A 23,195-nucleotide genomic window follows, 5' to 3' on the forward strand; every position below is an offset into this window, starting at 1 on the left:
GTTCTGCCGATGAGCGCCTGCCGGCTCAGGAGCGGCAGGCGCTCGTCACCCAAGCACGCCCAGGGTCAGGGCGGTGACGAAGGCGAAGGCGAGCGCAATGAGGGACGTGTTCGCGGCAAGCGCCCACTGCGGACGACGCGACCGCTGATCGGAAACACCAAGCCGCATGCTTCTCTCCTGAGGCAACCTATCTACCTTCAATGTAGCTTACCTCCACCGGCGCGGTAGAGATAAACACTCTGCACCCCACTCAGTGAAAAATTCCACCCAGAACGATAGGTGCCGCTGTTGTCAGACGCTCGGCTTCAATGGCGCAGGCTCAGCGCCTCGGCGAAGACGTCGTTGTCGACATTCCCTCCCGAGATCACGGCAATCACCGTGCCGGCGGTACTATCCCCGTGAAAGAGCGCCGCCGCCAACGCTACCGCCCCGCCGGGCTCCACCACGATCTTCAGCCTCTGAAAGGCCAGTGCCATCGCTCGCAGGGCTTCGTCGTCGGTGACGGCGATGCCGGGTCCACACAGGCGGGAAAGGATCGGAAAGGTGAGATTACCCGGCTGCGGCGTGACGATGGCATCGCAGATCGAGCCTGACTGGCTCGCATTGCGCTCGATTCTCCCCGCAGCAAGCGATCTTGCGACGTCGTCGAAGCCTTCCGGTTCGCAGGGTCGCACCCGAAGGCCGGGCGCCTTTGCGTCGAGCGCAAGAGCGATGCCGGAAGCAAAGCCGCCGCCACCCGTCGGCACGAGCACGTCGGCCGTATCCAAACCCTCTTCAGCGGCTTGTTCGGCGATTTCCAGGCCGGCGGTGCCCTGGCCGGCAATGACCATCGGGTCGTCGAAGGGCCGGATGAGGGTCAGCCCCCGCTCCTGCGAGATCCTGGCACCGATGGCATCACGATCCTCGGAGGAGCGGTCGTAGAGCACGACCTCCGCACCATAGGCCCGGGTATTCTCGATCTTGATGCGCGGCGCATCCGACGGCATCACGATGACGCTTGGAATGCGATGCAGCCTGGCGGCGAGCGCGACACCCTGTGCATGATTGCCGGAGGAAAAGGCAATGACGCCGCGCGTGCGGACTTCGGGCAAAAGTGCCGAAATGGCCGACCATGCGCCGCGGAACTTGAAGGAGCCTGTGTGCTGAAGGCACTCCGCCTTCACGAAAACGCGCCGTCCGGCAATCTCGTCGAGGAAGGAAGAGGAGAGCAGGGGTGTTCGCCGCACCCGACCGGCCAAGCGGTCGCGTGCGGCTTCTATCATCTGGATGTTCGTCATTGGCAGACCCTGGTCAGGCGCCGATGACCGCCGCCTTTCGTCAGGGCAGCGTATAGGCAGTCTTCACCACAGTGAAGAACTCGGCGGCATATTTCCCCTGCTCGCGCGGACCGAAAGAGGATGCCTTGCGCCCGCCGAACGGAACGTGGAAATCGACGCCCGCCGTAGGCAGGTTGACCATCACCATGCCGGCCTCGGAGTTGCGCTTGAAATGGGTCGCATATTTGAGGCTGGTGGTCGCAATGCCGGCCGAGAGGCCGAACGGCGTGTCGTTGGCAACGGCAAGAGCCTCGTCATAGTCCTTGACGCGGATGACGCTCGCGACGGGGCCAAAGATCTCCTCGCGGGAGATCCGCATCTGGTTCGTGGCTTCCGTGAACAGCGTCGGCTGCAGGTAGAAGCCGGGCGTTTCCCGTTCCAGCCGCTCGCCGCCGAAGGCAAGCTTGGCGCCTTCCTGCTTGCCGATTTCGATATAGTCCATGTCCTGCTTGAGCTGTTTCTCGTCAACGACGGGGCCGATATGGGTGCCCTGCTTCAAGGCATTGTCAACCGTCAGCGTCTTCAGCTTCTCCGTGAGTGCCGCCACGAACCTGTCGTGGATGCCTTCCGTGACGATCAGGCGCGATGAGGCCGTGCAGCGTTGCCCGGTGGAGAAGAAACCCGAATTGGCTGCAGCTTCGACGGCAATGTTGAGGTCGGCATCATCGAGAACCACCATCGGGTTCTTGCCGCCCATTTCGAGCTGGAACTTGCGGTTATGCTCGATGGAGGCGAGTGCAACGCGCTTGCCGGTGCCAGTAGAGCCGGTGAAGGTGATACCGGCGAGGTCCGGGCTGTCGAGCATTGCCTGGCCGACGACGGAGCCGCGGCCCATGACGAGATTGAGGACGCCCTTCGGCAGGCCCGCACGATGAAGGATGTCGACGATTGCCCAGGCGCAACCCGGAACGAGATCGGCCGGCTTGAAGACGACCGTGTTGCCGTAGCAGAGCGCCGGCGCGATCTTCCAGGCGGGGATGGCGATCGGGAAGTTCCACGGCGTGATGATGCCGATGACGCCGAGCGGCTCGCGGGTGATCTCGACGCCGATGCCGGGCCTTGCGGACGGCACCACTTCACCCGTCAGGCGAAGCGCCTCGCCGGCGAAGAAATCGAAGATCTGGGCCGCGCGGATGGTTTCGCCGATGGCTTCCGGAAGGGTCTTGCCTTCTTCGCGGGCCAGCAGCTTGCCGAGTTCTTCCTTGCGCAACAGGATCTCGTCCGCCGTCTTCTTCAGAATGGCGTGGCGTTCCAGAATGCCGGATTGCGACCATTTTGGAAATGCCGCCTTGGCAGCCACGATAGCCTGCTTCGCGTCATCGGCCGAGCCTTGGGCATAGGAGCCCACGACGTCGTTGGTGTCGGACGGGCTGATGTTGTTGGAGGCCTCGCTGCCCACCCATTCTCCGGCAATCAGGTTTTGATAGATGGTCATCGTCAGCTCCTTTTGTTCGTCGGTCGGGTGCTGCCTTACGACGTCGAGCCGTCACGTTCAATAGTATGACTAAATGTTTTGAGACACGGCATCTTCGCCCGCTGCTTCCGCCTGAAGACGAATACGGGCCTTGATGGGCAGGTGATCCGAAGCAAGGCGGGCGAGCGGAGTATCATGCGCCATGACAGGCCCCAAAATCTCCGGCCGGTTCGCCATGATGCGGTCCAGGGCCAGGACGGGCAGCCGTGACGGGAAGCTTGGCACCGCCGGCGGCAATCCGAAAACTGAGGCTAAGGTGTTCAGGGAAGATCGGTCCCCCAGCCGCCACTCGTTCAGGTCTCCCATCAGGATCGTCGGCTGCTCCTCTCGGGAGCTCAGGAGGTCGATGATCATCCGCGTCTGCTGGTGGCGCGACCGATGCAGAAGGCCCAGATGGGCAGCGATCACCCTGAGCGCCGTACCGCCTTTGACTTCGAGTTCCGTGATGAGTGCGCCGCGCGGCTCCAGCCCCGGCAGCCTGATCTGATGGACATCGCGCACCAGGCCTTCCCGAAAGAAGATGACGTTGCCGTGCCATCCGTGTGCCTTCGAGGCGCTCGACATCGGCACGGGGAGCAGGCCCGTCTCCCGCTCCAGCCAGTCTAGGTCCAGTAAGCCGCGCCTTTCCCCGAACCGGGTATCGGCCTCCTGGAGGGCGATGACATCGGCGCCGATCTCCTTGATGACCTCCTTTATGCGGTAAGGGTCGAACTTTCCGTCGACGCCGACGCATTTGTGGACGTTGTAGGAGGCAATGAGCACGCCGTCGCTTTCGTCCGGCGCGGCCGGTCCCGACGGTGACCCTCTTCGTCCCTTCCGATTCCGGATGGAGGCGAGAATGTTGGTGGGAAGTGTTTCGCGTTTCGTCCGCATGATCCTCTGTGCGGTATGCCCGTCAACATCGACCCATCGAATATATCCGACGGGAATTCACAAGTAAGGCGATCCCAGCCAGAGGATGCGATCGAGGAGGCGGGCGGCAAAGGGCCTGTTCCTCAGGCTTTCCAGCGTCACCTGCCTCGCAGAGGAAATCGTGATGTCGATCCTTCGTTCCAAGCCCTGTGCAAAAGAAACATCCATCACCTCCAGGTCGACCTCGAAATTGAGACGTAGCGAACGGGGGTCCAGGTTGGAGGAGCCGACGAAGGCCCAACGCCCGTCGATCACCAGGAGCTTCGAATGGTCGAAGGGGCCGGAGGCCCGCCAGATCCGGCAGTAGTTCTTGAGCAACTGATCGAATTGGCCCGTCATTGCGCGATCGACCAGTGTCAGATTATTGCTTTGGGGAACCACGATGTCCACTTCCACGCCGCGCCGCGCCGCGGTGATGAGGGCGGTAATCAGTTCTCTATCAGGGAGGAAGTAGGGGGAGACGATGCGGATCGTCCGGCGCGCGACGGAGAAGCCGCCCATCAGCATCTTGTGATTGGTTTCGACACTGCGGTCGGGGCCTGATGATACGGCCCGGATCGCGACGGGCGAGCCCGGATCCGTCGCGGGCGGCAGGATCTGCCAGGTTTCGCCGTCCAGATCTTCGCCGGTCGCGAAACGCCAGTCTGCGGCCGCAACGGCGAAGAGATCCGCCACGACCGGTCCGCTGACTTGGAAATGCGTGTCGCCGGAACAGGCATCGCCATGGAACTGGCCGGAAAATCCTTCCCGGATGTTCATACCGCCCGTAAAGGCGACGGCTCCGTCGACGACCATGATTTTCCGGTGCGTCCTGAGGTTTGCATAGGGCAGACGCAGACCCATGATGACATTGCCGTTGAACACATCGACGGTTACGCCGCCGTCGCGCAGCATCCCGAGTACGCTCGGTACCGAATACCGCGCACCGACAGCATCGATCAGTACCCGCACCACAACCCCGCGCTTGACCGCAGCGATCAATGCTTCGGCAAAGCGGCACCCGATCCGGTCACGGTCGAAGATGTAGGTCTCCAGCAGGATCGATCGCCTGGCACCATCGATCGCTCTGAGCATCGCGCGGTAGGCATCGTCGCCGGTCGTGAGCATTCCGATCGTGTTGCCGGTGGTAAGCGTATGGCTGGTCACCCGGTCGCCGAGCGTCTTCATCGCGGCAAAGCGGCCGCCGAAACGTTCCGCCACCAGTTCGTCGGTCGCGTCGTAGCTGTCGAAGTGCTCGCGCACATGCCCCTGGAGCAGGAACCGGCGGTCTGCGATGGCGCTCCGCCGGATCCGGTTGATCCCCGCAATGAAGTAGAGCAGTGCACCTATGATCGGCGAAAGGATGATGATGCCGACCCAGCCGATGGCCGATCGCACCTCTTCCTTCGTCATCGCCGCATGGATGGCTGCCGTCGCCCCCAGGAGGAGCGAGAGCAGGAACAGGACGTGAGGCCAGTACGGCTCGATGAAGGTCAGCATGGGGCGAAGATATAGGCCGGCCGCTGCGGGCCGCAATCAGCGACGGCGCGCCAACGCCGGCCCGTACTGTCAGGCAGGTTCGATCTCCTTGGCGAAGGCGTCCAGCGACGCCTCGAACGTGTCGAAGATCGTGTTGATCTGCCGTTCGTCGACGATCAGCGGCGGGCAGAGCGCGATGCTGTCGCCGATCGCCCGCCCGATTACTCCCTTGTCCAGCATGAGGGCTGCGAATTTCGGGCCCAACTGGCCGGCCGCGAAACCGTCGCGAGGCTTGAGTTCCAGCGCGCCAATGAGGCCAATACCGCGCGCCTCAATGGCGAGTGGATGACTTTCGAGCGCTTTCAGTCGCTTCATGAAAAGCGGACTCAGCGCCCGGACATTGCCGACGAGGTCGCGTTCTTCGATGATCGCGAGATTCTCCAGCGCCACGGCCGCCGCAACCGGATGGCCGCTTGCCGTGAAGCCGTGGCCGAACGTGCCGATCTTTGCCGACTCATCGGCAAGCGGCCCGTAGACGCGGTCGTTGATCAGCAGGGCGGAAATGGGCTGGTACGAGGAAGAGAGCTGCTTCGATACCGTAATGATGTCGGGCTGCAGCCCGAAGGTGGTGGTGCCGAACATTTCGCCGGTCCGCCCGAAGCCGCAGATCACCTCGTCCGCAATCAGCAGGATATCGTACTTCCTGAGAACGTCTTGGATCGCTTCCCAATAACCCGCGGGCGGGACGATGACGCCGCCGGCCCCCATCACGGGCTCGCCGATGAAGGCAGCCACGGTTTCCGGGCCTTCCTGCAGGATGAGGTTTTCGAGGTCCTTCGCGCACCGTGTCACGAAGGCCTGTTCCGTCTCGCCTTCCTCGGCAAAGACTCGATAGTGCGGGCAGGTCGTGTGCAGGACGTTGGAGAGCGGCAGGTCGAAGGAGCGATGGTTGTTCGGCAGTCCCGTCAGGCTGGCGCTGGCGATCGTCACGCCGTGATAACCTTTGACGCGCGAGATGATCTTCTTCTTCTCGGGCTTGCCGAGGGCATTCGAACGGTACCAGACCATCTTCATTGCCGTGTCGTTCGCTTCCGAACCCGAGTTGGTGAAGTACACCTTCGACATCGGCACGGGCGCCATCCGGACCAGCTTCTCGGCCAGATCGACGGATGGGCCATGTGTGCGTCCGGTGAAGGTGTGATAATAGGGCAGCGCGGACATCTGCCGCACGGCAGCATCAATCAGCCGCTTCTCCCCGAACCCAACGGCGACGCTCCACAGCCCGGACATCGCCTCGATGTAGCGCTTGCCGTTGTTGTCATAGACATACACGCCTTCGCCCCGGTCGATGACAAGGGCGCCGTCACGCTCCAGCGCCCGCGCATTGGTATAGGAGTGCAGCTGGTAGGCCTGGTCGCGGGCTTCTACGGAATTGGGCTGAACGGTCACGGTCGTCTCCTGGATGAAATCGATGCGCAAGTCTTAGCGCGAAGCCTGCCCGTCGTCAGCAATCGAAAGCGGCACCAAATGTCTCAGGCCCTATTCACGGTCATGGCGGCAACGGGCGGCTCCGCGCCGTCCGGAATGGGGCTGAGATACCGCTGCCCTTTGCGCCGCCGGTTCAGGTCCGCCCGGGCCGCCTCCCGCAGCTCCGCACTCTCCATTGCTGCCACGCCGGTCGCGGCCATCACCTTGGCGGTCGCCACCATTCCCTTGTGCGCCAGCGGACTCTTGCCCTGCGCCACCACCTGCCACGTGTGAAGCTGCGTCCCGACCGCAAGCGTCGGTCCATAGGCCTGCACGGTAGGCACGACCCAGCTGACGTCGCCCACATCCGTCGAGCCGCCCATTTGCCGGACTTCATTGTGCGGCGGCAGGATGAAATCGGCGAGCGGGATGTCGCGCTGCTCCAGCCGTTCCTGATACCAGCTGGCGGCAATGTCATCAGCCGTCAGCGTTGCACGGATCTCCTCTGCGAAGGCGATATCAGCGGCATCGAAATCGGGCGGGCCCAGGCTCTCCCAGATGCCCTGCATGGCATCCATCAGCGGGGTGTTGACGATGACGTTCGAGACGCCGGCGAGGATGGTGCTTTTCATCCTCGTTTCCGTCATCAGCGCGGCACCCTCGGCGACCTTCCTGACCCTTTCGAGAAGCGCCAGGAGGCCTCCGAGCTCCGTTGCCCGCACGACATAGCGCACCTTGGCGTAGGCCTGGACCACATTCGGCGAGATGCCGCCAGCGTCCAGGATGGCGTAGTGGATGCGATAGTCGGACGGCATGTGTTCACGCATATAGTTGACGCCGACATTCATCAGTTCCACCGCATCAAGGGCGCTGCGCCCGAGCTCCGGCACGGCGGCGGCGTGGGCAGCCCGGCCGAAGAACTCGAAATCGATCCGGCAGTTGGCAAGCGACGTCTCCCGCTGAACGCCCGCGAAGTTGCTGGGATGCCAGCTGATTGCGATATCGACGTCATCGAAGGCACCGGATCGCACCATGAAGGCCTTTGCGGCGCCACCTTCCTCAGCCGGACACCCGTAATAGCGCACGCGACCGGGGGTGCCGGTCTGGGCCAGCCAGTCCTTCAGCGCCGTGGCAGCAAGAAGGGAAGCCGAGCCGAGCAGATTGTGACCGCAGCCATGGCCGTTGGCGCCGGGCATGACGGGATCGTGATGGGTGACACCCGCCTTTTGGCTGAGGCCGGCGAGCGCGTCGTATTCGCCGAGAAAAGCAACAACCGGGCCGCCTTCTCCCGCTTCGCCAATCAAAGCCGTCGGGATGCCGGCAACGTTCTCGCTGATCCTGAATCCCTGCTCCTCAAGCACCGCACGATGCGCCGCAGCCGACTCCGCCTCCATGTAGCAGGTCTCCGGCGTCGCCCATACGCGGTCGCTGAGGTGGAGGAAGGGTTGCTTCCTTTCCTCCACCATGTCCCAGATCATCGGATGATTTGGCTTCATTTCCGTCATTCGCCGTTGCCTCTGCTCCATTGTCAACGGGCACGGACGGTACCGGTATTCCACGCCGGCCGCAAACCGAGCCGATCATTCGATCCGCATCTCCACGAAGTTTTCTCGAAGTTCAAAGCATCTCGACAAGCACGTCGTATTCGTTATGCTCCCGCGCCACGGTCCGGCCGCAATTTTCCAAGGTTGCGGCTAAAACGGGCAAAAACCTTGCGTATTGTCGGCAGATCGAGGCAGACCGTTCCTCCTTTCGTGCCGATATGGCAAGAAAGCTCGTACGGGACGTGCAAAACGGGAGGCGGACTGAATATTCGGCCGCATCCGAAGGGGTTAAGCTTGATCGTCGAGGAGGAGAAACCGCCTCGACAGGAGGTGAAACAAAAAAGACTGACGGATGCGCCATAGCGCATCATCACCACGTAGCAATCGGGTCCGGCCGGGGCCGGCCACAAGAACTGGGAGAATGCCCATGAAGCACAAGATCACACTTGCCGCAGCGCTGCTGTCGGCGACCTTCTTCGCCAGCGCTGCCAGCGCCAAGACCTTCGTCTACTGCTCCGAAGGGTCGCCGGAAGGCTTCGACCCCGGCATGTACACTGCTGGCACGACCTTCGACGCCTCCGCTCATCCGATCTACAGCCGCCTGATGGAATTCAAGCCGGGCACGACGCAGGCAGAAGCCGGTCTCGCCGAGAGCTATGAAGTGAACGAAGACGGCACCGTCTACACCTTCAAGCTGCGTCCGGGCGTCAAGTTCCACACCACGGATTTCTTCACTCCGAGCCGCGACCTGAACGCGGACGACGTCGTGTTCTCGCTCGAGCGTCAGCTCAAGGCCGATCATCCGTGGAACCAATATGTCGCCGGCACGTCGTGGGAATATGCCGCAGGCATGGGCTTCCCAGAACTGATCAAGACGATCGAGAAGGTTGACGATCTGACCGTCAAGATCACGCTCAACCGGCCGGAAGCGCCGTTCCTCGCCAACCTGGCAATGCCGTTCGCTTCGATCGTCTCCAAGGAATATGCTGACAAGCTCGAAGCCGACGGCAAGAAGGAGCAGCTGAACCAGATGCCGGTCGGCACCGGCCCGTTCTCCTTCGTCGGTTACCAGCAGGATGCAGTCATCCGCTACAAGAAGAACGCCGACTACTGGGGCGGCGCCCCGAAGATCGACGACCTGGTCTTCGCCATCACCACCGATGCCGCCGTCCGCTACCAGAAGCTGAAGGCCGGCGAATGCCACCTGATGCCGTTCCCGAACGCCGCCGACGTGGAGTCGATGAAGGCCGACGAGAACCTCACGGTTCTCGAGCAGGAAGGCCTCAACGTCGCCTACCTCGCATACAACACGACGCAGGCTCCGTTCGACAAGGTCGAGGTTCGCAAGGCGCTGAACAAGGCGATCAACAAGCCGGCGATCGTCGATGCCGTCTTCCAGGGCATGGCCACCCCGGCCAAGAACCCGATCCCGCCGACCATGTGGTCCTACAACAATGCTGTCGAGGACGATGCCTACGATCTCGATGCAGCCAAGAAGATGCTGGAAGAAGCCGGGGTCCAGAACCTCTCCATGAAGATCTGGGCAATGCCCGTTTCTCGTCCCTACATGCTGAACGCACGTCGCGCCGCCGAAATCATCCAGGATGACTTCGCGAAGATCGGCGTCAACGTCGAGATCGTCTCCTACGAGTGGGCCGAGTATCTCGACCGCTCCAAGGCGAAGGACCGCGACGGTGCCGTCATCCTCGGCTGGACCGGCGACAACGGCGACCCGGACAACTTCCTCGACACGCTGCTGGGCTGCAACGCCGTCGGCGGCAACAACCGCGCCCAGTGGTGCAACGAGGAGTTCGATGCGCTGGTGAAGAAGGCGAAGGTCACTTCCGACCAGGCCGAGCGCACCAGGCTCTACGAAGAGGCGCAGGTCGTCTTCAAGCGCGAAGCTCCGTGGGCGACGCTCGACCATTCGCTGTCGATCGTCCCGATGCGGAAGGAAGTCTCCGGCTTCGTCCAGAGCCCGCTTGGTGATTTCACCTTCGAAAACGTCGATATTGCCGAGTAATCGCCTCTAAAATGACGAAATTGCCGCGGGGCGCGTTGCGTTTCCCGCGGCAATTGCTTTATGAGCGCCTCAAAAAAATGAAGTGAAACCACTTCAAGCGCCGCGAGCGGGGTCCGATGCCTGCCGCGGTTCAAGACACAGAAGGTTTCCTAATGTTTGGCTTTCTCCTGCGGCGTCTCGCCGTTCTGATCCCGACCTTTATCGGGGTCTCGATCATCGCTTTCTCCTTTATCCGGCTTCTGCCGGGCGACCCTGTCGCGCTTCTCTCCGGGGAACGTGTGATGTCGCCCGAGCGACATGCGCAGATCAGCGCCCAGCTCGGCCTGGACCGACCTCTCGTCGTGCAGTACCTGGATTATCTGGGGGGCGTGGTGACCGGCGACTTCGGCTCATCCATCGTGTCGAAGAGCCCGATCCTCGACCAGTTCCTGGCGCTGTTTCCCGCCACGGTCGAGCTTTCCCTCTGCGCGATCTTCCTTGCCGTCATCATTGGCATTCCTGCCGGCGTCATCGCCGCCATCAAGCGAGGGTCCTTCTTCGACCAGTCTCTGATGGGCATCGCCCTTGTCGGCTATTCAATGCCGATCTTCTGGTGGGGCCTGCTGCTGATCATCCTCTTTTCCGGTATCCTGCAGTGGACCCCGGTTTCGGGCCGCATCTCCCTTATGTACTTCTTCCCGCAGGTCACCGGCTTCATGCTGATCGACTCGCTGCTGTCGGGCCAGAAGGGCGCCTTCATGTCCGCGCTCAGCCACCTCGCGCTGCCCTCGATCGTGCTGGCAACGATCCCGCTCGCGGTCATCGCCCGCCAGACCCGCTCGGCAATGCTCGAAGTGCTCTCGGAGGACTATGTCCGTACCGCGCGCGCAAAGGGCCTGTCGCCGTTCCGCGTCGTCGGCGTCCATGCGCTGCGCAATGCCATGATCCCGGTGATCACAACGATCGGCCTGCAGATCGGCGTCATGCTCGCCGGTGCCATTCTCACCGAGACGATCTTCTCGTGGCCGGGCATCGGCAAGTGGATGGTCGATAGCGTCTTCCGCCGCGACTACCCGGTCATTCAGGGCGGGCTGCTGCTGATCGCGGGCATCATCATGATAGTGAACCTCATCGTTGATCTGCTCTACGGCCTGATCAATCCCCGTATCCGGCACTAGAAGGAGAAAATCCCATGGCCGATACCATCAACGATATCGACAGCTCCCCGGAAGTCCTTTCCAGTGCCGCGCTGCGGCGCCAGATGTTCAAGGAGTTCTGGTTCTATTTCTCCGAAAACCGCGGCGCCGTGATCGGCCTCTTCGTTTTCATAGCGCTCGTCCTCGTGGCGATCTTCGCTCCGCTGATCGCACCGCATTCGCCCTTCCAGCAGTACCGCGACGCGGTCCTGCTGCCGCCGGCCTGGCTGGAGGGCGGAAATACCAGCTACCTCCTCGGCACGGACCCTGTCGGTCGCGATATTCTCTCGCGCCTGATCTACGGCTCGCAGTATTCGCTGTTCATCGGCGTCTTCGTCACCACGCTGTCGCTGACCAGCGGCATCCTGATCGGCGTCATCGCCGGCTACTATCGCGGCTGGATCGATACCGCGATCATGCGCCTGATGGACATCATCCTGGCCTTCCCGTCGCTGTTGCTGGCATTGGTCCTGGTCGCGATCCTCGGACCGGGCCTGACCAACGGCATGATCGCCATCGCGCTCGTGCTGCAGCCGCATTTCGTCCGCCTGACCCGCGCAGCCGTGATGGCGGAAAAGACGCGCGACTATGTGACCGCCGCGCGCTTGGCCGGCGCCGGTCCGTTGCGGCTGATGTTCCGCACCATTCTGCCGAACTGCACGGCGCCCCTGATCGTCCAGGCGACGCTGTCCTTTTCCAACGCCATCCTCGACGCCGCGGCCCTCGGTTTCCTCGGCATGGGTGCGCAGCCGCCCGCTCCCGAATGGGGAACGATGCTGGCCGAGGCCCGCGAATTCATCCTGCGCGCCTGGTGGGTCGTCACCTTCCCCGGCCTGGCGATCCTCATCACCGTGCTTGCCATCAACCTGATGGGCGACGGCCTGCGCGACGCGCTCGACCCGAAGCTGAAGAGGTCCTGATCATGGCGCTGCTGCAAATCGACAACCTCACCGTCGAGTTCGAGACCGCTTCGGGCTGGTTCCGCGCCGTCGACGGCGTCTCCCTCTCGGTAGAAAAGGGCGAGGTGCTCGCCATTGTCGGCGAATCCGGCTCGGGCAAGTCCGTGGCCATGCTCGCCGTCATGGGCCTTCTGCCCTGGACGGCGAAGATCACCGCCGACCGCATGCTCTTCGAAGGCCGCGACATCCGGAACATCAGCCCGGCCGAGCGCCGAAAGTTGATCGGCAAGGATATCGCGATGATCTTCCAGGAGCCCATCGCCAGCCTCAATCCCTGCTTCACCGTCGGCTTCCAGATCGAGGAGGTGCTGCGCATCCATCTCGGGCTGGACAGACAAGCCCGGCGCGCCCGCGCGATCGAACTCTTCCGCCAGGTCGGCCTGCCCAATCCGGAGGAACGACTCAACCACTTCCCGCACCAGATGTCGGGCGGGCAGTGCCAGCGCGTGATGATCGCCATCGCCATCGCCTGCAATCCGAAGCTCCTGATCGCCGACGAGCCGACCACCGCGCTCGACGTGACGATCCAGAAGCAGATCCTCGATCTCCTGATGTCGCTGCAGGCGAAGAACGGCATGGGCCTCATCATGATCACCCACGACATGGGCGTGGTGGCGGAAACCGCCGACCGCGTGGTCGTGCAGTACAAGGGCAAGAAGATGGAGGAGGCCGACGTGCTTTCCCTCTTCGAGAATCCCAAGAGCAACTACACCAAGGCGCTGCTCGCAGCCCTTCCGGAAAACGCCACCGGCGACCGCCTGACGACGGTTTCGGCCTTCTTCGAAGGTGCACCGGAAGCCGCGGAGACACGCGCATGACGACGACTGACAACACCATGCTCGAAGTCCGCGACATCAAGCGCGACTACGAACTGCCGGGCGGCCTCTTCAAGCCGAAGAAGATCATCCATGCGGTGAAGGGCGTTTCGTTCAAGCTGGAGCGCGGCAAGACACTGGCGATCGTCGGCGAATCCGGCTGCGGCAAGTCCACGCTCGCCCGCATGCTCACATTCATCGACGAGCCGACGGCCGGCGAATTGATCATCGATGGCGAGAAGATCGACACCCGGCCCGGCCATCTGACGGCCGAGATGCGCCAGAAGGTGCAGATCGTCTTCCAGAACCCCTATGGTTCGCTCAACCCGCGCCAGAAGATCGGCGACGTCCTGGGCGAACCGCTGCTGATCAACACGAAGATGTCTTCGGCCGAGCGGCGCGACCGCGCCAACGAGATGCTGGTGAAGGTCGGTCTCGGGCCGGAGCACTACAACCGCTACCCGCACATGTTCTCCGGTGGCCAGCGACAGCGTATCGCCATTGCACGGGCGCTGATGCTGAACCCGAAGCTGCTGGTGCTCGACGAGCCGGTCTCCGCGCTCGACCTCTCGGTCCAGGCGCAGGTGCTGAATCTCCTGGCGGACCTGCAGGATGAGTTTGGACTGACCTACGTCTTCATCAGCCACGACCTCTCCGTCGTCCGCTATATCGCCGACGAGGTGATGGTGATGTATTTCGGCGAGGCTGTGGAGTACGGCACTCGTGAGGAAGTGTTCTCCGATCCCAAACACGAATACACCAGGACGCTGTTTGCAGCGACGCCGCGGGCCGACGTGGAATCGATCCGCGCCCGCATCGCCCGGAAGAAGGCGGCTACCGCCGCCTGACTACTCCACAAAGATCCTGACGCTGGCGGCACGGCCGGCAGCGTCGATCACCGTCAGCGTCGCATAGCCCGCGCCGTCGGGCCACCATTCGCCGGTCCGCCGCCGCGACATCGTCTCAAGCGGCTTGCCGTTGGCAAGCCACCGGAACGGTGCGCGCCCGCCGTGCAGCTTGAGCACGAGCGGCGCCACCTCCGTACCGGTTCCCACGCCGAGATCGACCCTCGCCCCCTCCGGCGGATAGACGATCTGCGGCGCCGGCTCGCGGGCGGATGCGGAGACCAGTCCGGCAGCCGTGGTGGAGAATCGGCGCTGGGCGATCGGCAAATCCGACTGCCCAAGGCGCATGACCCCGGCCGGTGGCGGAGGCAGCGGAACGGGAGCAAGTCCGGATTTTGCGAAGGCGGCGAAAAGTATGGGCGCCGCAGTCTGGTAGCCGGAAATGCCGGGCACTGCGGCATTGTCCGGCCGCCCGACCCACACCCCCAGCACATGGCGGCCGTCGAAGCCGATCGCCCAGGCGTCGCGATAGCCGTAGCTCGTCCCCGTCTTGTAGGCGATGGCGAGCCTGCGGCTTCCCTGCGGCGGCAGCACATCCGACAGGATGTCGGTGACCTGCCAGGCGGCTTGCGGCTCCAGCAGCGGTTCGGCGCCGATCTCGCCGGGGACATCTCCGATCCCGTTGCCAAGCCTCACCGGCCGACCTTTCCGTGCGAGTGCGGCATACGCCTGCACCAGGTCCTTGAGCGTGATGCCGACGCCGCCGAGCCCGATCGCCAGCCCCGGCGCTTCGTGCGGCGGCAGGACGGGACGTATCTCGGCGCGGCGGAACCGCACCATCAGGCGGCTCGGTCCGACCGCATCGAGAAGCCGCACTGCCGGCACGTTGAGTGACAGCTGCAGCGCCTGCCGGATGGAGACGTCGCCCTGGTAGCTCATGTCGAAATTCTTCGGCCGGTAACCGAAGAAATCCGCCGGGCGATCCTCGATGATGGTTTCCTGGGCCACCAGTCCCTGCTCGAAGGCAAGGCCATAGATGAACGGCTTCAGCGCCGATCCGGGCGAGCGGTTGACGCGAGTCATGTCGATCCAGCCTGATCGGCCGGCATCGAAATAATCGGCGGAGCCGATCTCCGCAATGATGGCGCCAGTTTCGGCATCGGCCAAAAGCATCGCCACGGATACCTTCGGGTCGAGCCGCGCCGCCACCTCCCGCGCCACCTCCTCCAGCGCCTGCTGCACCGGACGCCTCAAGGTCGTGACGTGACGTGCCGCCTCCGGCCGAAGGCGCAAAGCGGTTTCGGCGAGATGGGCCGCATGGGCCGCCAGTTGCAGGCGGCGGACCGGCACCGCTTCCCCTGCCGCCGGCTCAAGCTCACCCTCCCCGGTCACCTGCGCAACAGCCGCACGGGACAGCACCCGGTCCCGAGCGTCCTTTGCTGCAAGAGGATGGCGATCAGGCCGACGCGCCTCCGGCGACTGCGGCAGCGCCACCAGCAGGGCAGCTTCCGCTATACTCAGCCGACGCGGCTCCTTGCCGAAATAGGCGAGACTCGCCGCACGTACCCCTTCAAGATTGCCGCCATAGGGAGCGTGGGTCAGGTAGATCTCCAGGATCTCCCGCTTGCTCAGCCGCCGCTCGATCTGGATCGCCCGCACAGCCTGCAGCAGCTTCGCCGTGAAGGACCGCGTTTCCCGCGGTTCGATCAGCCGCGCCACCTGCATGGACAGCGTCGAGGCCCCCGACACCACCCGTCCATTGGCCAACATCTGCAGAAAGGCCCGCCCCGCCGCCACCGGATCGACACCCGGATGATCGAAGAAGCGCCTGTCCTCGTAGGCAATCAGCATGTTGATAAATCGCGGGTCCACGTCCGGGAGCGTCGTCTTCAGGCGCCAGCGTCCTTCGCGCGTGGCGAAGGCTCGCAGCAGCAGTCCATTGGTATCCAGCACCTCGACCGAAGCCGTCGCAACCCGCTCGAGCGGCGGAGGATAGGCTCGGTCCGCGGCCTCCAGGCCGACCGCTAGCCCCGCCCCGAAAATGGCGGCCGCTGTCAGTCCCGGCGCGATGCGTCGTAAGGCTTTCATCTCATGGCGCCGCCACGACCTCCATCCGGCCGGCTGCGGTACGGGCGGAGAATTGCGGACGATACATGTCCTCCACCTGCGCCGCCGGATGGTCGTAGACGCCCGGCGTTACCGCCCGAACGACATAAGCGAGGCTGATGTCGCGATTGTCGCCGGTATTGCGGTTGAAGGCGGCCACGAAGCGGTCGTTGCGGAACTCCGTATGCGCCGGCTCCACCTCGCCGATCCATTCGAAATTGGCGAGTTGCGCGCTGTCCACCAGGCTGGGGTTGTCGATCTCGAAACCGGCGGGCAGGAGGTCCTGGACGAGGATACGCGACGGCCAGTCGTTCGTCTCGGTGATCGTCAGCACCACGACATAGCGTTCGTTCTGACGCGCTTCGCTGACATTGGCGGGCTCGCCGCCAAGCGTGTAGTAGCTCCGGTCGATAGAGAACCCGTCGCCGCCTGCGGAAAGCGGCATGCTCGGCGCCGCAACAGTGGTCACCGTGGCCGACACGGGATCATTGCCGCTATTGGCGACCGTCAGCGGATGATCGAGAACGACGTCTCCCGCCATCCGCGTCATCAGCGCGCCACGGTGGGCGGCGCCGTTGACATCGAGCACAAGATCCTCGTCGCCCAGTTGCAACGCATGGGCTGCAAGCAGCATCCACGCCTGCTCCTGGGTGCTGGAAAAGTCCTTCTGCTCCCATTCCTTCGAGACGATGCCGGCAAGAGCCGGAACGATCGGTGGTACCGGCCGGCTTTCCGAGGCCAGTGCCAGAACGGCAGCCCCGTCCCTGAGCGGGGAGCCGTAGTCGGAACGGGCAAGGCTCACCTGCTGAAGTTGCGATTGTTCCGCCATCCCGAGCGCCTCGACGAAGACGTTGCGCGCTCGCTGCGCATCTCCGTAAAGCGCGAGTGCCGCGGCGACATGCGCTTTTGCAAGCGGCGTCGGGAATTCGTTCAGCATCGTATCGGCGTAGTAGCGCAGGTCGCTGATCGCGGCCTTGCGGTTACGCGCCAGCACGTAGAGCCCATAGGCGATCTCGTTGCCCTGGTCGCGGACATTGGTGGTATAGGCGAGCGTGTTCTGCAGACTGTCCAACGCCCGCACCAGCGCCTGCTCCGGAACGTCATACCCTTGTTCCCGGGCCCGCGTCAGGAAATCCGTGACGTAAGCGTCGAGCCAGAGATCGCCGCCGCCCGGCCCCCAGAGGCCGAAGCTACCGGCGGAAGACTGGTTGGCGAGGATGCGGCGGATCGCATCCTGGATCCGCCCCTTAACCGCTGCGTCGTCGGCCATTCCATTCTGGACGGCAAGCTCGCTGAGGTAGAGTAGCGGCAGCGCCCGGCTCGTCACCTGCTCCGTGCAGCCATAGGGGTACCGGTCGAGGCTCATCAGCAGCGCTGGAATGTCGAAGGCGCTGGAACGGCTGACATTGACGCTGACCGACGCGCCGGGAAGGATGCTGTCGGCCAGCAGGTCGCCGCTCACGGTCAGGCTGTTGCCGGGCGCCAGGGGAATGACGCGTCGCACAGTCATCGGCAGCGTTGCCGGCCGAACCGGGACAGCGAAAGTCTGCTCCAGCGACAGGCCGGAGTCATGGGTGAGGCGTAGCGCGATCTCGCCGTTGCCCGGTTCGATCGCCTTGAGCGGGATGGTCAGTTCCGCCTTTCCGGCCGCATCGAGCTGGACCGGCCGAACCGGGTCGCCCTGCACCGAGAGTGCTTCACTGCTGTCGATCGCAAGCCGGTACTCACCGGCCGGCCCATCAGTATTGGCGATGTCGAGGCGCAGGCGGCTTTCGTCGCCCGGCGCCAGGAACCGTGGCAGGCTCGCCGTCAGCACAACGGGATCGCGGATCACCACGTCCTTGACGGCATGCCCGACCCCGGTTTTCGACCAGGCGACCGCCATCACCCGCGCCGTGCCGTTGAACTGCGGAATGTCGAACGCCACCCGCGCCTTGCCTTGATCATCGAGACGAACCGGCCCGGAGAAGAAGGCGAGCAGCTTTTCGGTCGGAGGATCGCCCTGCAGCGCCATGCTTCCACCATCGCCTCCGGTGCGGATGCGCCCCATGGAGCCTAACGAGCCATCGATCAGACGGCCGTAGAGATCGCGGATCTCCAGGCCGAGCCGTCGCTGGCCGAAATACCAGTCGTCCGGCGCCGGCGGCTCGTATTTGGTCAGGTTGAGAATGCCGACATCGACGGCCGCGACCGTGACATAGGCCTCTTCGTCAGCACTCGCACCGGCCACTTGCACACCAATGTCGAGCGGCTGCCTCGGCAGCGTCCGATCCGGAGCCTCCAGGGAAACCCGCAGGTCGCGTTCCTCCGGGTCGACCTTGAGCCACGCGATGCCGATGGCCCGCATCGGCATGCGGCTTTCCCGTGCATCGCCGGGCCGGAAGAGGGTGGCCGTCACATAGGCCCCCGCCCCCCATTCAGACGTCACCGGTATCTGAACTTCGCCACCGCCTTCCGGCAGGCTTTCGGTCTGTACCGCGACAAGCTCCTCCGAGCCTGCGGCGACAAGCAGTTCGCCCGCGTAGCGGGAAGCGATCTTCAGCTTCGCCGTCTCGCCAACCTTGTAGCTTTCCTTGTCCAGGGCGACCTCCAGCGCATCCGGCGTTTCCGCCGAAGCGGCAGTCACGAACCAGCCGGCATCGAACTCGACGCTGGATACCGCCCCGCCATCCTCACCGCTTTCCACCTCAAGCCGGTAGCGGCCCCAGGTTACCGGCACGGATATCCGTGCCCCCTCCGCTGCGAGATCCACCCGTCCATCGGAAACCTGACTGCTGCGGCTGACCGGCTCGTAGCGCCATGCGCTGCCCTCCCTGTACCATTGGTAGTCCTGCTCGATCTTCAGCAGCTTCCACGAAAGCCCTTTTTCGGCGATGCGGTTTCCGTCGGGATCGAGTGCGACGACATGGAAATTGCCAACGGAGTTTTCGGCAAGATCGCCGGAAAATTCCGGCTTGATGCCGATCCGTTGCGATTCCGGCCTGACCGGCAGCGTCAGCGTTCGTTCCACAGCGCGTCCGCCGCCTTCGCGCATGCGGATGACGATATCGGCGGTCACGAGGCGCGTCGTGGTTGGAACCTCGTCCACCGCCACGTCGATGAGGGCCTTGCCCTCCTCGTCCAGCATCGGCAATGCATCAAGCGGCACGCGGACGGCCTCGACCCCTTCTTCATCCGTCAGCCCGAACTGATAGCCCGGGAATCCGGCATGCTCCCCGGTCGGCCTCAAAACCACCTCGCCTTCCAGCGAAAGGCCGGCCGCCGGTGCTCCGTAGAGATAGCGGCCGTCGATCGCGACCTTGACGTTGCTGCCCGCCTCCACGTTCTTCGCCTCGCTACCGAGGTCGAACTCGATGCGATCCGGAACAAAGTCATCCACCAGGAACGACGTCTCCCCGATCGGCGAGCCTTTGGGATCGGTGAAAACCTGTAGCGTCCACGTCCCGCGCATCGCGGTCTCGAGAAGCGGCAGTTGCAGCGCATAGCCGCCGACCGCACCGGTCTCCACCTTGCGCAGTTCCTCCACCCCGTCGGGCCTAAGGAAGGCGAAGGTCAGCGGCAGGTTCTCGATCGCATCGGCGTCGACATCGCGCGCCAGCGCGGAGGCATGCACGGTCTCCCCCGGCCGGTAGATGCCGCGCTCGGTCCACGCGAGGATATCGATGGCACCGGGTGCCGGACGGCCGGTGACGCCGCGGTCGGAAAGGTCGAAGCCGGCACGCGTCATGTCGAGGAAGACATAATCTTCTTCGCCATGTCGTGCCGTCAGAACTGCCGGAGCCATGGCGGCCGTGCCACGGGTAAGACCGGCCGAAAATACCGCGCGCCCGTCGGCACCGGTAGTGGCTGTGCCCAGCACCTCGTTGTTCTTTGCAAGCAGTTGCAGCTCGACCCCTTCCACCGTCTTGGCGGTGCCGAGCGCGCGCACGAAGACGTGCAGGCCGTCCGTACCGGCATAGGTGGAAAGGCCGATATCGGAGACGACGAACCACTGCGTCGCCTTGCTGTTCCAGTCCTGGCTGGCGGCATTGGCCGCTTCCGCCGTCATCACGTAGACGCCGGGCTTGCGCGCGGGGAGCGCCTGATCCACGGGGAAGCTGGTGACGACTTCGCGGTTCAGCTCCTGCCCAAGCTCGATCGAGCCCTCCCAGACCAGTTCGCCGCTCTCCTGCTCGATCCGGGAGGCGTTGTAACCGTCCATCTGGGTCAGGAACTGCGAGTTGGTCAGCAGCGAGACGAGGTTCCGGTCGCCGATCCGGTAGAGCTTGAGGTCGGCCCGTTCAGCATTGACGGAGACAAGCGGAATGCCTCGCCGCGCCGTGGCCGGCAGCACGAAGGCATCGCCGGTGAAGCGGACGGTCGGCGAGCGGTCCTTCACGTAGAGGTCGAGGTCGACCTGCGCCTCCAGAACCTCCTCCACAGAGGAGGGAAGACCACGTCGCAACGACAGCTTCAGTCGCTGCCCGTGCTGGAGCCCCTCGATACAGATCTGGTTGTCCTTTGCCTCCAGCGCTGCCGGCGCCTTGCCACCCACCATGACGAAGGGAGCATAGTCTGTCGTCTTCACCAGCGGTTCCGAAAACTGCACACAGGCTCGTACGTTGGCGCTGTCGGCATCGACAGTGTTGCCGACAACCCGGAAGCCCTGACGGTTGCGAAGGTCGTTGTAAGAGACCTGCACCGTCTGGGCCCGTACAAGCGTCAGGCTCTCGCGATAGGCGGTGAGGGCTGGACGATAGTTCTCCTGCTTTTCGAGAGCCGCGGCCAGCACGGCAAGCGCATCGGCACGGGCTGTCGCGGTTCGGCTCAACTGGTAGCCGTTGATGGCAGCAAGGACGGCCTCGCTCGCCATGCCGCCGTCGTTCAATGCGGTTCCCGCGGTTCGCGACAGCTCGATCCAGAGCGAGCCGTCCTCCGGCATCAGCGCCAGCGCCCCTTTGAGGTTATAGACGGCATTCTCGAGATTGCCTGCCAGCAGCTCGTCCTGCGCGATGGCTTTGAGCTCTTCGGCTCCATAGCCCTGCTGATTGTCGCCGAGCGCCAGCTCATCCTTCTGGTCACGCGCCTGCTGCAGCAGGTCCTGGCTCAGGAAAGCGAGCCGTGGCGGAACACCGAGGTCCGGCTCCGCCGCCACCTCGACGATGCGCCCCGCAACGGCGCCGGGAAAAGCGTTGAGCCGGTTGAAGTCCGACTTGAGGAAGCACCAGCGGGCTTTGGTGTTGTAGGTGAACGCCTTGCAAGCCTGGTCGCCGATGCAGGCGGCCTCGCATTGCTCCTGCGAGACGTTCTGCACCGCCCGGAGGTCGAAACCGAAATAGTCGCCGTCGGGGGAAACTTCCACACGGCGCTCCGCGGCCGTGAGCGGAGGCGCGAGCACGAGGCAGAGAAGGAGGAGAGGAAGACCGAATTTCGCGCGCCTAGACATGATGTCCTCCCAAACGCTGCCGATGTCCGGATCAGTCTTCTGTTTTGTTTGGCGGATGTCAACGAGGCTATAGGCAAGCCATCAGACACTCATCAGACCGGCGGCGGTGAAGCCTCCGTCGACCGCGAGCACCTGCCCCGTCACGTAGGAGGATTGCCGCTCGTCGACGAGGAAGGCGATGGCCGCCGCCACTTCCTCGGGCGTTCCGTATCGCCGCAGCGGCACCGTGCGGTGCCATTCCTCGCGGGTCGCCGGCGTATGGGTTTCCTTCACCATCGGCGTCTCGATCGGCCCCGGCGCTATGGCGTTGACGCGAATGCGGTCATCGGCGAGTTCCACCGCCATGATCTTCGTCAGCGTCACGACGGCGCCCTTGGACGCGCCGTAGGCCGACCGCCCGAGGTTCCCCTTGATGCCGGAGACGGAGGCACTGTGAACGATGGAGCCTCCGCCGTTCTCGCGCATGATGGGCGCCAGCGCCTGCGACAGCGCGAAGGTTCCGACGACGTTGATGTCGTAGATGCGCCGCATCTGCTCCACCGTCGTCTCGAAGAACCTCGTGTTGGCACCGACACCGGCACTGTTGACCAGCGCCCGAATTGGCACCTCCGCACCGCGGCACCGGTCCGCCAGATTGCGGATCGCTTCCTCGTCGGTGACATCGAGGAGCACGGTCGTGATCGCGGAGACACCGCCGGAGGCTTCGGCCAGGAGCCGGTCGAGCCCTGCTTGGTCACGGTCGGCGGCGATGACATGCCAGCCGGCACCGGCGAGCAGTTCGACCGTCGCCCGTCCGATTCCGGAGGCCGCACCGGTGACCACGCACGTACCCGTCACTGGCCCGCTCCTTCGGCGACGATCACCAGTTCGAAGGTGACGCCGACGGGGTTGTCTCCGCGCAGGAGGCGCCCATGGTGGATCGCGCCGGAGACATCGACGACGGCTGCATCGATCTGCACCCACATGCCATCCGCAGTGTTCTCGACCACCCCGTTTTCAATGGCGATTTCCGTCGCCAGGCAGGGGACCCTCCGTCCGTCCTCGAAGACGGGTTCGAAGATGCTGCCGATGCCGTGGACCCGAGCCTTTTGAATGCCAAGCTCGGTACAGACCTCCTCGACAGCCGTGCAGACGTCTTCGTTCGGCCGCAGGCGCAGAAGGATGCCCTTGCCGCTTTCGCCTCCACCCTGAGGCGAGAACAGCGTGAAATTGGTTTCAATATCCGGGCGTGAGACGAAGGCCGCCGTCGGGCTGCCTGCGCCCTCCACCCGGATCGGTTCGCTGACGACGCTGTCGAAGGGCAGCATGTGTCCCATCCGCAATGCCCCTTCGCCCGTGTCCCAGATCCCGTGGCAGTGCAGGAAAGGCGCGTCTTCCCGTTCGCCGACGATGGCGGTGGCCCGAAGAAATCGCCCGCCCTCTGCAGGCGCAAAGGTCTCACTGTACCAGGCGGCATGCGCGGCATCCGGCGACAATGCCGGCAGGACGTATCGGAAGGGATTGCAGGCACCGGCACCGATGGTCAGGAAGCCGCCCCGGCAACCCGCCGCGCGAAACACGCGGGCAACTCCGTCCATGAACGTCTCGCCCGGCTGCAGCACGCCGCTGACCGGCTTCAGCTCCGTCCTTGCGACTTCCCGCCGCACGGGTGCGACCGGTCCCGGATGGACGATCCT

15 protein-coding genes are annotated in these 23,195 nt (G+C 64.0%); 5 read left to right on the forward strand and 10 right to left on the reverse strand.

Annotated features, from left to right (window positions below):
- Nucleotides 1–45 precede the first annotated feature (45 nt).
- The 7 genes from RTCK_RS21060 to RTCK_RS15605 all read right to left on the reverse strand — a co-directional run bounded on the left by RTCK_RS21060 (nt 46) and on the right by RTCK_RS15605 (nt 8,132).
- Nucleotides 46–168 (reverse strand): hypothetical protein, encoded by a 123-nt coding sequence (locus tag RTCK_RS21060; RefSeq protein ID WP_268963141.1) that lies wholly within the window; start codon nt 166–168, stop codon nt 46–48.
- A gap of 137 nt (nt 169–305) precedes the next feature.
- The gene (locus tag RTCK_RS15580) at nt 306–1,277 is read right to left on the reverse strand and encodes a threonine ammonia-lyase (RefSeq protein WP_142593467.1); all 972 of its coding nucleotides are present in this window, start codon (nt 1,275–1,277) and stop codon (nt 306–308) included.
- Between the two features lie 40 nt (nt 1,278–1,317).
- Nucleotides 1,318–2,751, reverse strand: coding sequence for an aldehyde dehydrogenase family protein (locus RTCK_RS15585; RefSeq protein ID WP_142593468.1), 1,434 nt, complete (start codon nt 2,749–2,751; stop codon nt 1,318–1,320).
- A 69-nt stretch (nt 2,752–2,820) separates the two neighbouring features.
- Nucleotides 2,821–3,663: an endonuclease/exonuclease/phosphatase family protein gene (locus RTCK_RS15590; protein ID WP_142593469.1), complete on the reverse strand. Its 843-nt coding sequence runs from the start codon at nt 3,661–3,663 to the stop codon at nt 2,821–2,823.
- 57 nt (nt 3,664–3,720) lie between these two features.
- The gene (gene cls / locus RTCK_RS15595; RefSeq protein WP_142593470.1) at nt 3,721–5,181 is read right to left on the reverse strand and encodes a cardiolipin synthase; all 1,461 of its coding nucleotides are present in this window, start codon (nt 5,179–5,181) and stop codon (nt 3,721–3,723) included.
- 69 nt (nt 5,182–5,250) lie between these two features.
- Nucleotides 5,251–6,609 carry an aspartate aminotransferase family protein gene (locus RTCK_RS15600; protein ID WP_142593471.1) on the reverse strand — a complete coding sequence of 453 codons (1,359 nt, stop codon included), beginning with the start codon at nt 6,607–6,609 and terminating at the stop codon, nt 5,251–5,253.
- Between the two features lie 83 nt (nt 6,610–6,692).
- Entirely contained in the window at nt 6,693–8,132 is a 1,440-nt protein-coding gene (locus RTCK_RS15605) for a M20 family metallopeptidase (RefSeq protein ID WP_142593472.1), read from the reverse strand.
- Between the two features lie 466 nt (nt 8,133–8,598).
- Here RTCK_RS15605 and RTCK_RS15610 point away from each other — a divergent pair, with 466 nt between their 5' ends.
- From RTCK_RS15610 to RTCK_RS15630, 5 genes are all read left to right on the forward strand, one after another.
- A complete protein-coding gene (locus RTCK_RS15610) occupies nt 8,599–10,194 on the forward strand; it encodes an ABC transporter substrate-binding protein (protein WP_142522555.1) in 1,596 nt (531 codons plus the stop codon).
- A 152-nt stretch (nt 10,195–10,346) separates the two neighbouring features.
- Complete coding sequence (locus tag RTCK_RS15615; protein ID WP_142593473.1) at nt 10,347–11,351, forward strand: ABC transporter permease subunit; 1,005 nt, start codon at nt 10,347–10,349, stop codon at nt 11,349–11,351.
- An 83-nt stretch (nt 11,352–11,434) separates the two neighbouring features.
- Entirely contained in the window at nt 11,435–12,289 is an 855-nt protein-coding gene (locus RTCK_RS15620; RefSeq protein ID WP_235988743.1) for an ABC transporter permease subunit, read from the forward strand.
- Between the two features lie 2 nt (nt 12,290–12,291).
- Complete coding sequence (locus RTCK_RS15625) at nt 12,292–13,146, forward strand: ABC transporter ATP-binding protein (RefSeq protein ID WP_142593475.1); 855 nt, start codon at nt 12,292–12,294, stop codon at nt 13,144–13,146.
- Nucleotides 13,143–13,991 (forward strand): dipeptide ABC transporter ATP-binding protein, encoded by an 849-nt coding sequence (locus tag RTCK_RS15630; RefSeq protein WP_142593476.1) that lies wholly within the window; start codon nt 13,143–13,145, stop codon nt 13,989–13,991. Before RTCK_RS15625 ends, RTCK_RS15630 begins: the two co-directional genes overlap by 4 nt.
- On the opposite strand, the gene pbpC is transcribed toward RTCK_RS15630, so the two are convergent.
- The 3 genes from pbpC to RTCK_RS15645 all read right to left on the reverse strand — a co-directional run bounded on the left by pbpC (nt 13,992) and on the right by RTCK_RS15645 (nt 22,356).
- Complete coding sequence (pbpC, locus tag RTCK_RS15635; RefSeq protein ID WP_142593477.1) at nt 13,992–16,076, reverse strand: penicillin-binding protein 1C; 2,085 nt, start codon at nt 16,074–16,076, stop codon at nt 13,992–13,994.
- Nucleotide 16,077: 1 nt separating this feature from the next.
- The gene (locus RTCK_RS15640; protein ID WP_142593478.1) at nt 16,078–21,519 is read right to left on the reverse strand and encodes an alpha-2-macroglobulin family protein; all 5,442 of its coding nucleotides are present in this window, start codon (nt 21,517–21,519) and stop codon (nt 16,078–16,080) included.
- A gap of 81 nt (nt 21,520–21,600) precedes the next feature.
- The gene (locus RTCK_RS15645; protein ID WP_142593479.1) at nt 21,601–22,356 is read right to left on the reverse strand and encodes an SDR family NAD(P)-dependent oxidoreductase; all 756 of its coding nucleotides are present in this window, start codon (nt 22,354–22,356) and stop codon (nt 21,601–21,603) included.
- Nucleotides 22,357–23,195: the final 839 nt, after the last annotated feature.

The organism is Pseudorhizobium endolithicum (assembly GCF_902153245.2).
Taxonomy (GTDB): Bacteria; Pseudomonadota; Alphaproteobacteria; order Rhizobiales; family Rhizobiaceae; genus Neorhizobium; species Neorhizobium endolithicum.

Bases quoted from the DNA above. Each gene is read 5' to 3' on its own strand.
- pbpC (WP_142593477.1), bottom strand. From the start codon at position 16,076: ATGAAAGCCTTACGACGCATCGCGCCGGGACTGACAGCGGCCGCCATT.
- RTCK_RS15615 (WP_142593473.1), top strand. From the start codon at position 10,347: ATGTTTGGCTTTCTCCTGCGGCGTCTCGCCGTTCTGATCCCGACCTTT.
- RTCK_RS15605 (WP_142593472.1), bottom strand. From the start codon at position 8,132: ATGACGGAAATGAAGCCAAATCATCCGATGATCTGGGACATGGTGGAG.
- RTCK_RS15640 (WP_142593478.1), bottom strand. From the start codon at position 21,519: ATGTCTAGGCGCGCGAAATTCGGTCTTCCTCTCCTCCTTCTCTGCCTC.
- RTCK_RS15580 (WP_142593467.1), bottom strand. From the start codon at position 1,277: ATGACGAACATCCAGATGATAGAAGCCGCACGCGACCGCTTGGCCGGT.
- RTCK_RS15610 (WP_142522555.1), top strand. From the start codon at position 8,599: ATGAAGCACAAGATCACACTTGCCGCAGCGCTGCTGTCGGCGACCTTC.
- RTCK_RS15630 (WP_142593476.1), top strand. From the start codon at position 13,143: ATGACGACGACTGACAACACCATGCTCGAAGTCCGCGACATCAAGCGC.
- RTCK_RS21060 (WP_268963141.1), bottom strand. From the start codon at position 168: ATGCGGCTTGGTGTTTCCGATCAGCGGTCGCGTCGTCCGCAGTGGGCG.
- RTCK_RS15590 (WP_142593469.1), bottom strand. From the start codon at position 3,663: ATGCGGACGAAACGCGAAACACTTCCCACCAACATTCTCGCCTCCATC.
- cls (WP_142593470.1), bottom strand. From the start codon at position 5,181: ATGCTGACCTTCATCGAGCCGTACTGGCCTCACGTCCTGTTCCTGCTC.
- RTCK_RS15625 (WP_142593475.1), top strand. From the start codon at position 12,292: ATGGCGCTGCTGCAAATCGACAACCTCACCGTCGAGTTCGAGACCGCT.
- RTCK_RS15585 (WP_142593468.1), bottom strand. From the start codon at position 2,751: ATGACCATCTATCAAAACCTGATTGCCGGAGAATGGGTGGGCAGCGAG.
- RTCK_RS15620 (WP_235988743.1), top strand. From the start codon at position 11,435: ATGTTCAAGGAGTTCTGGTTCTATTTCTCCGAAAACCGCGGCGCCGTG.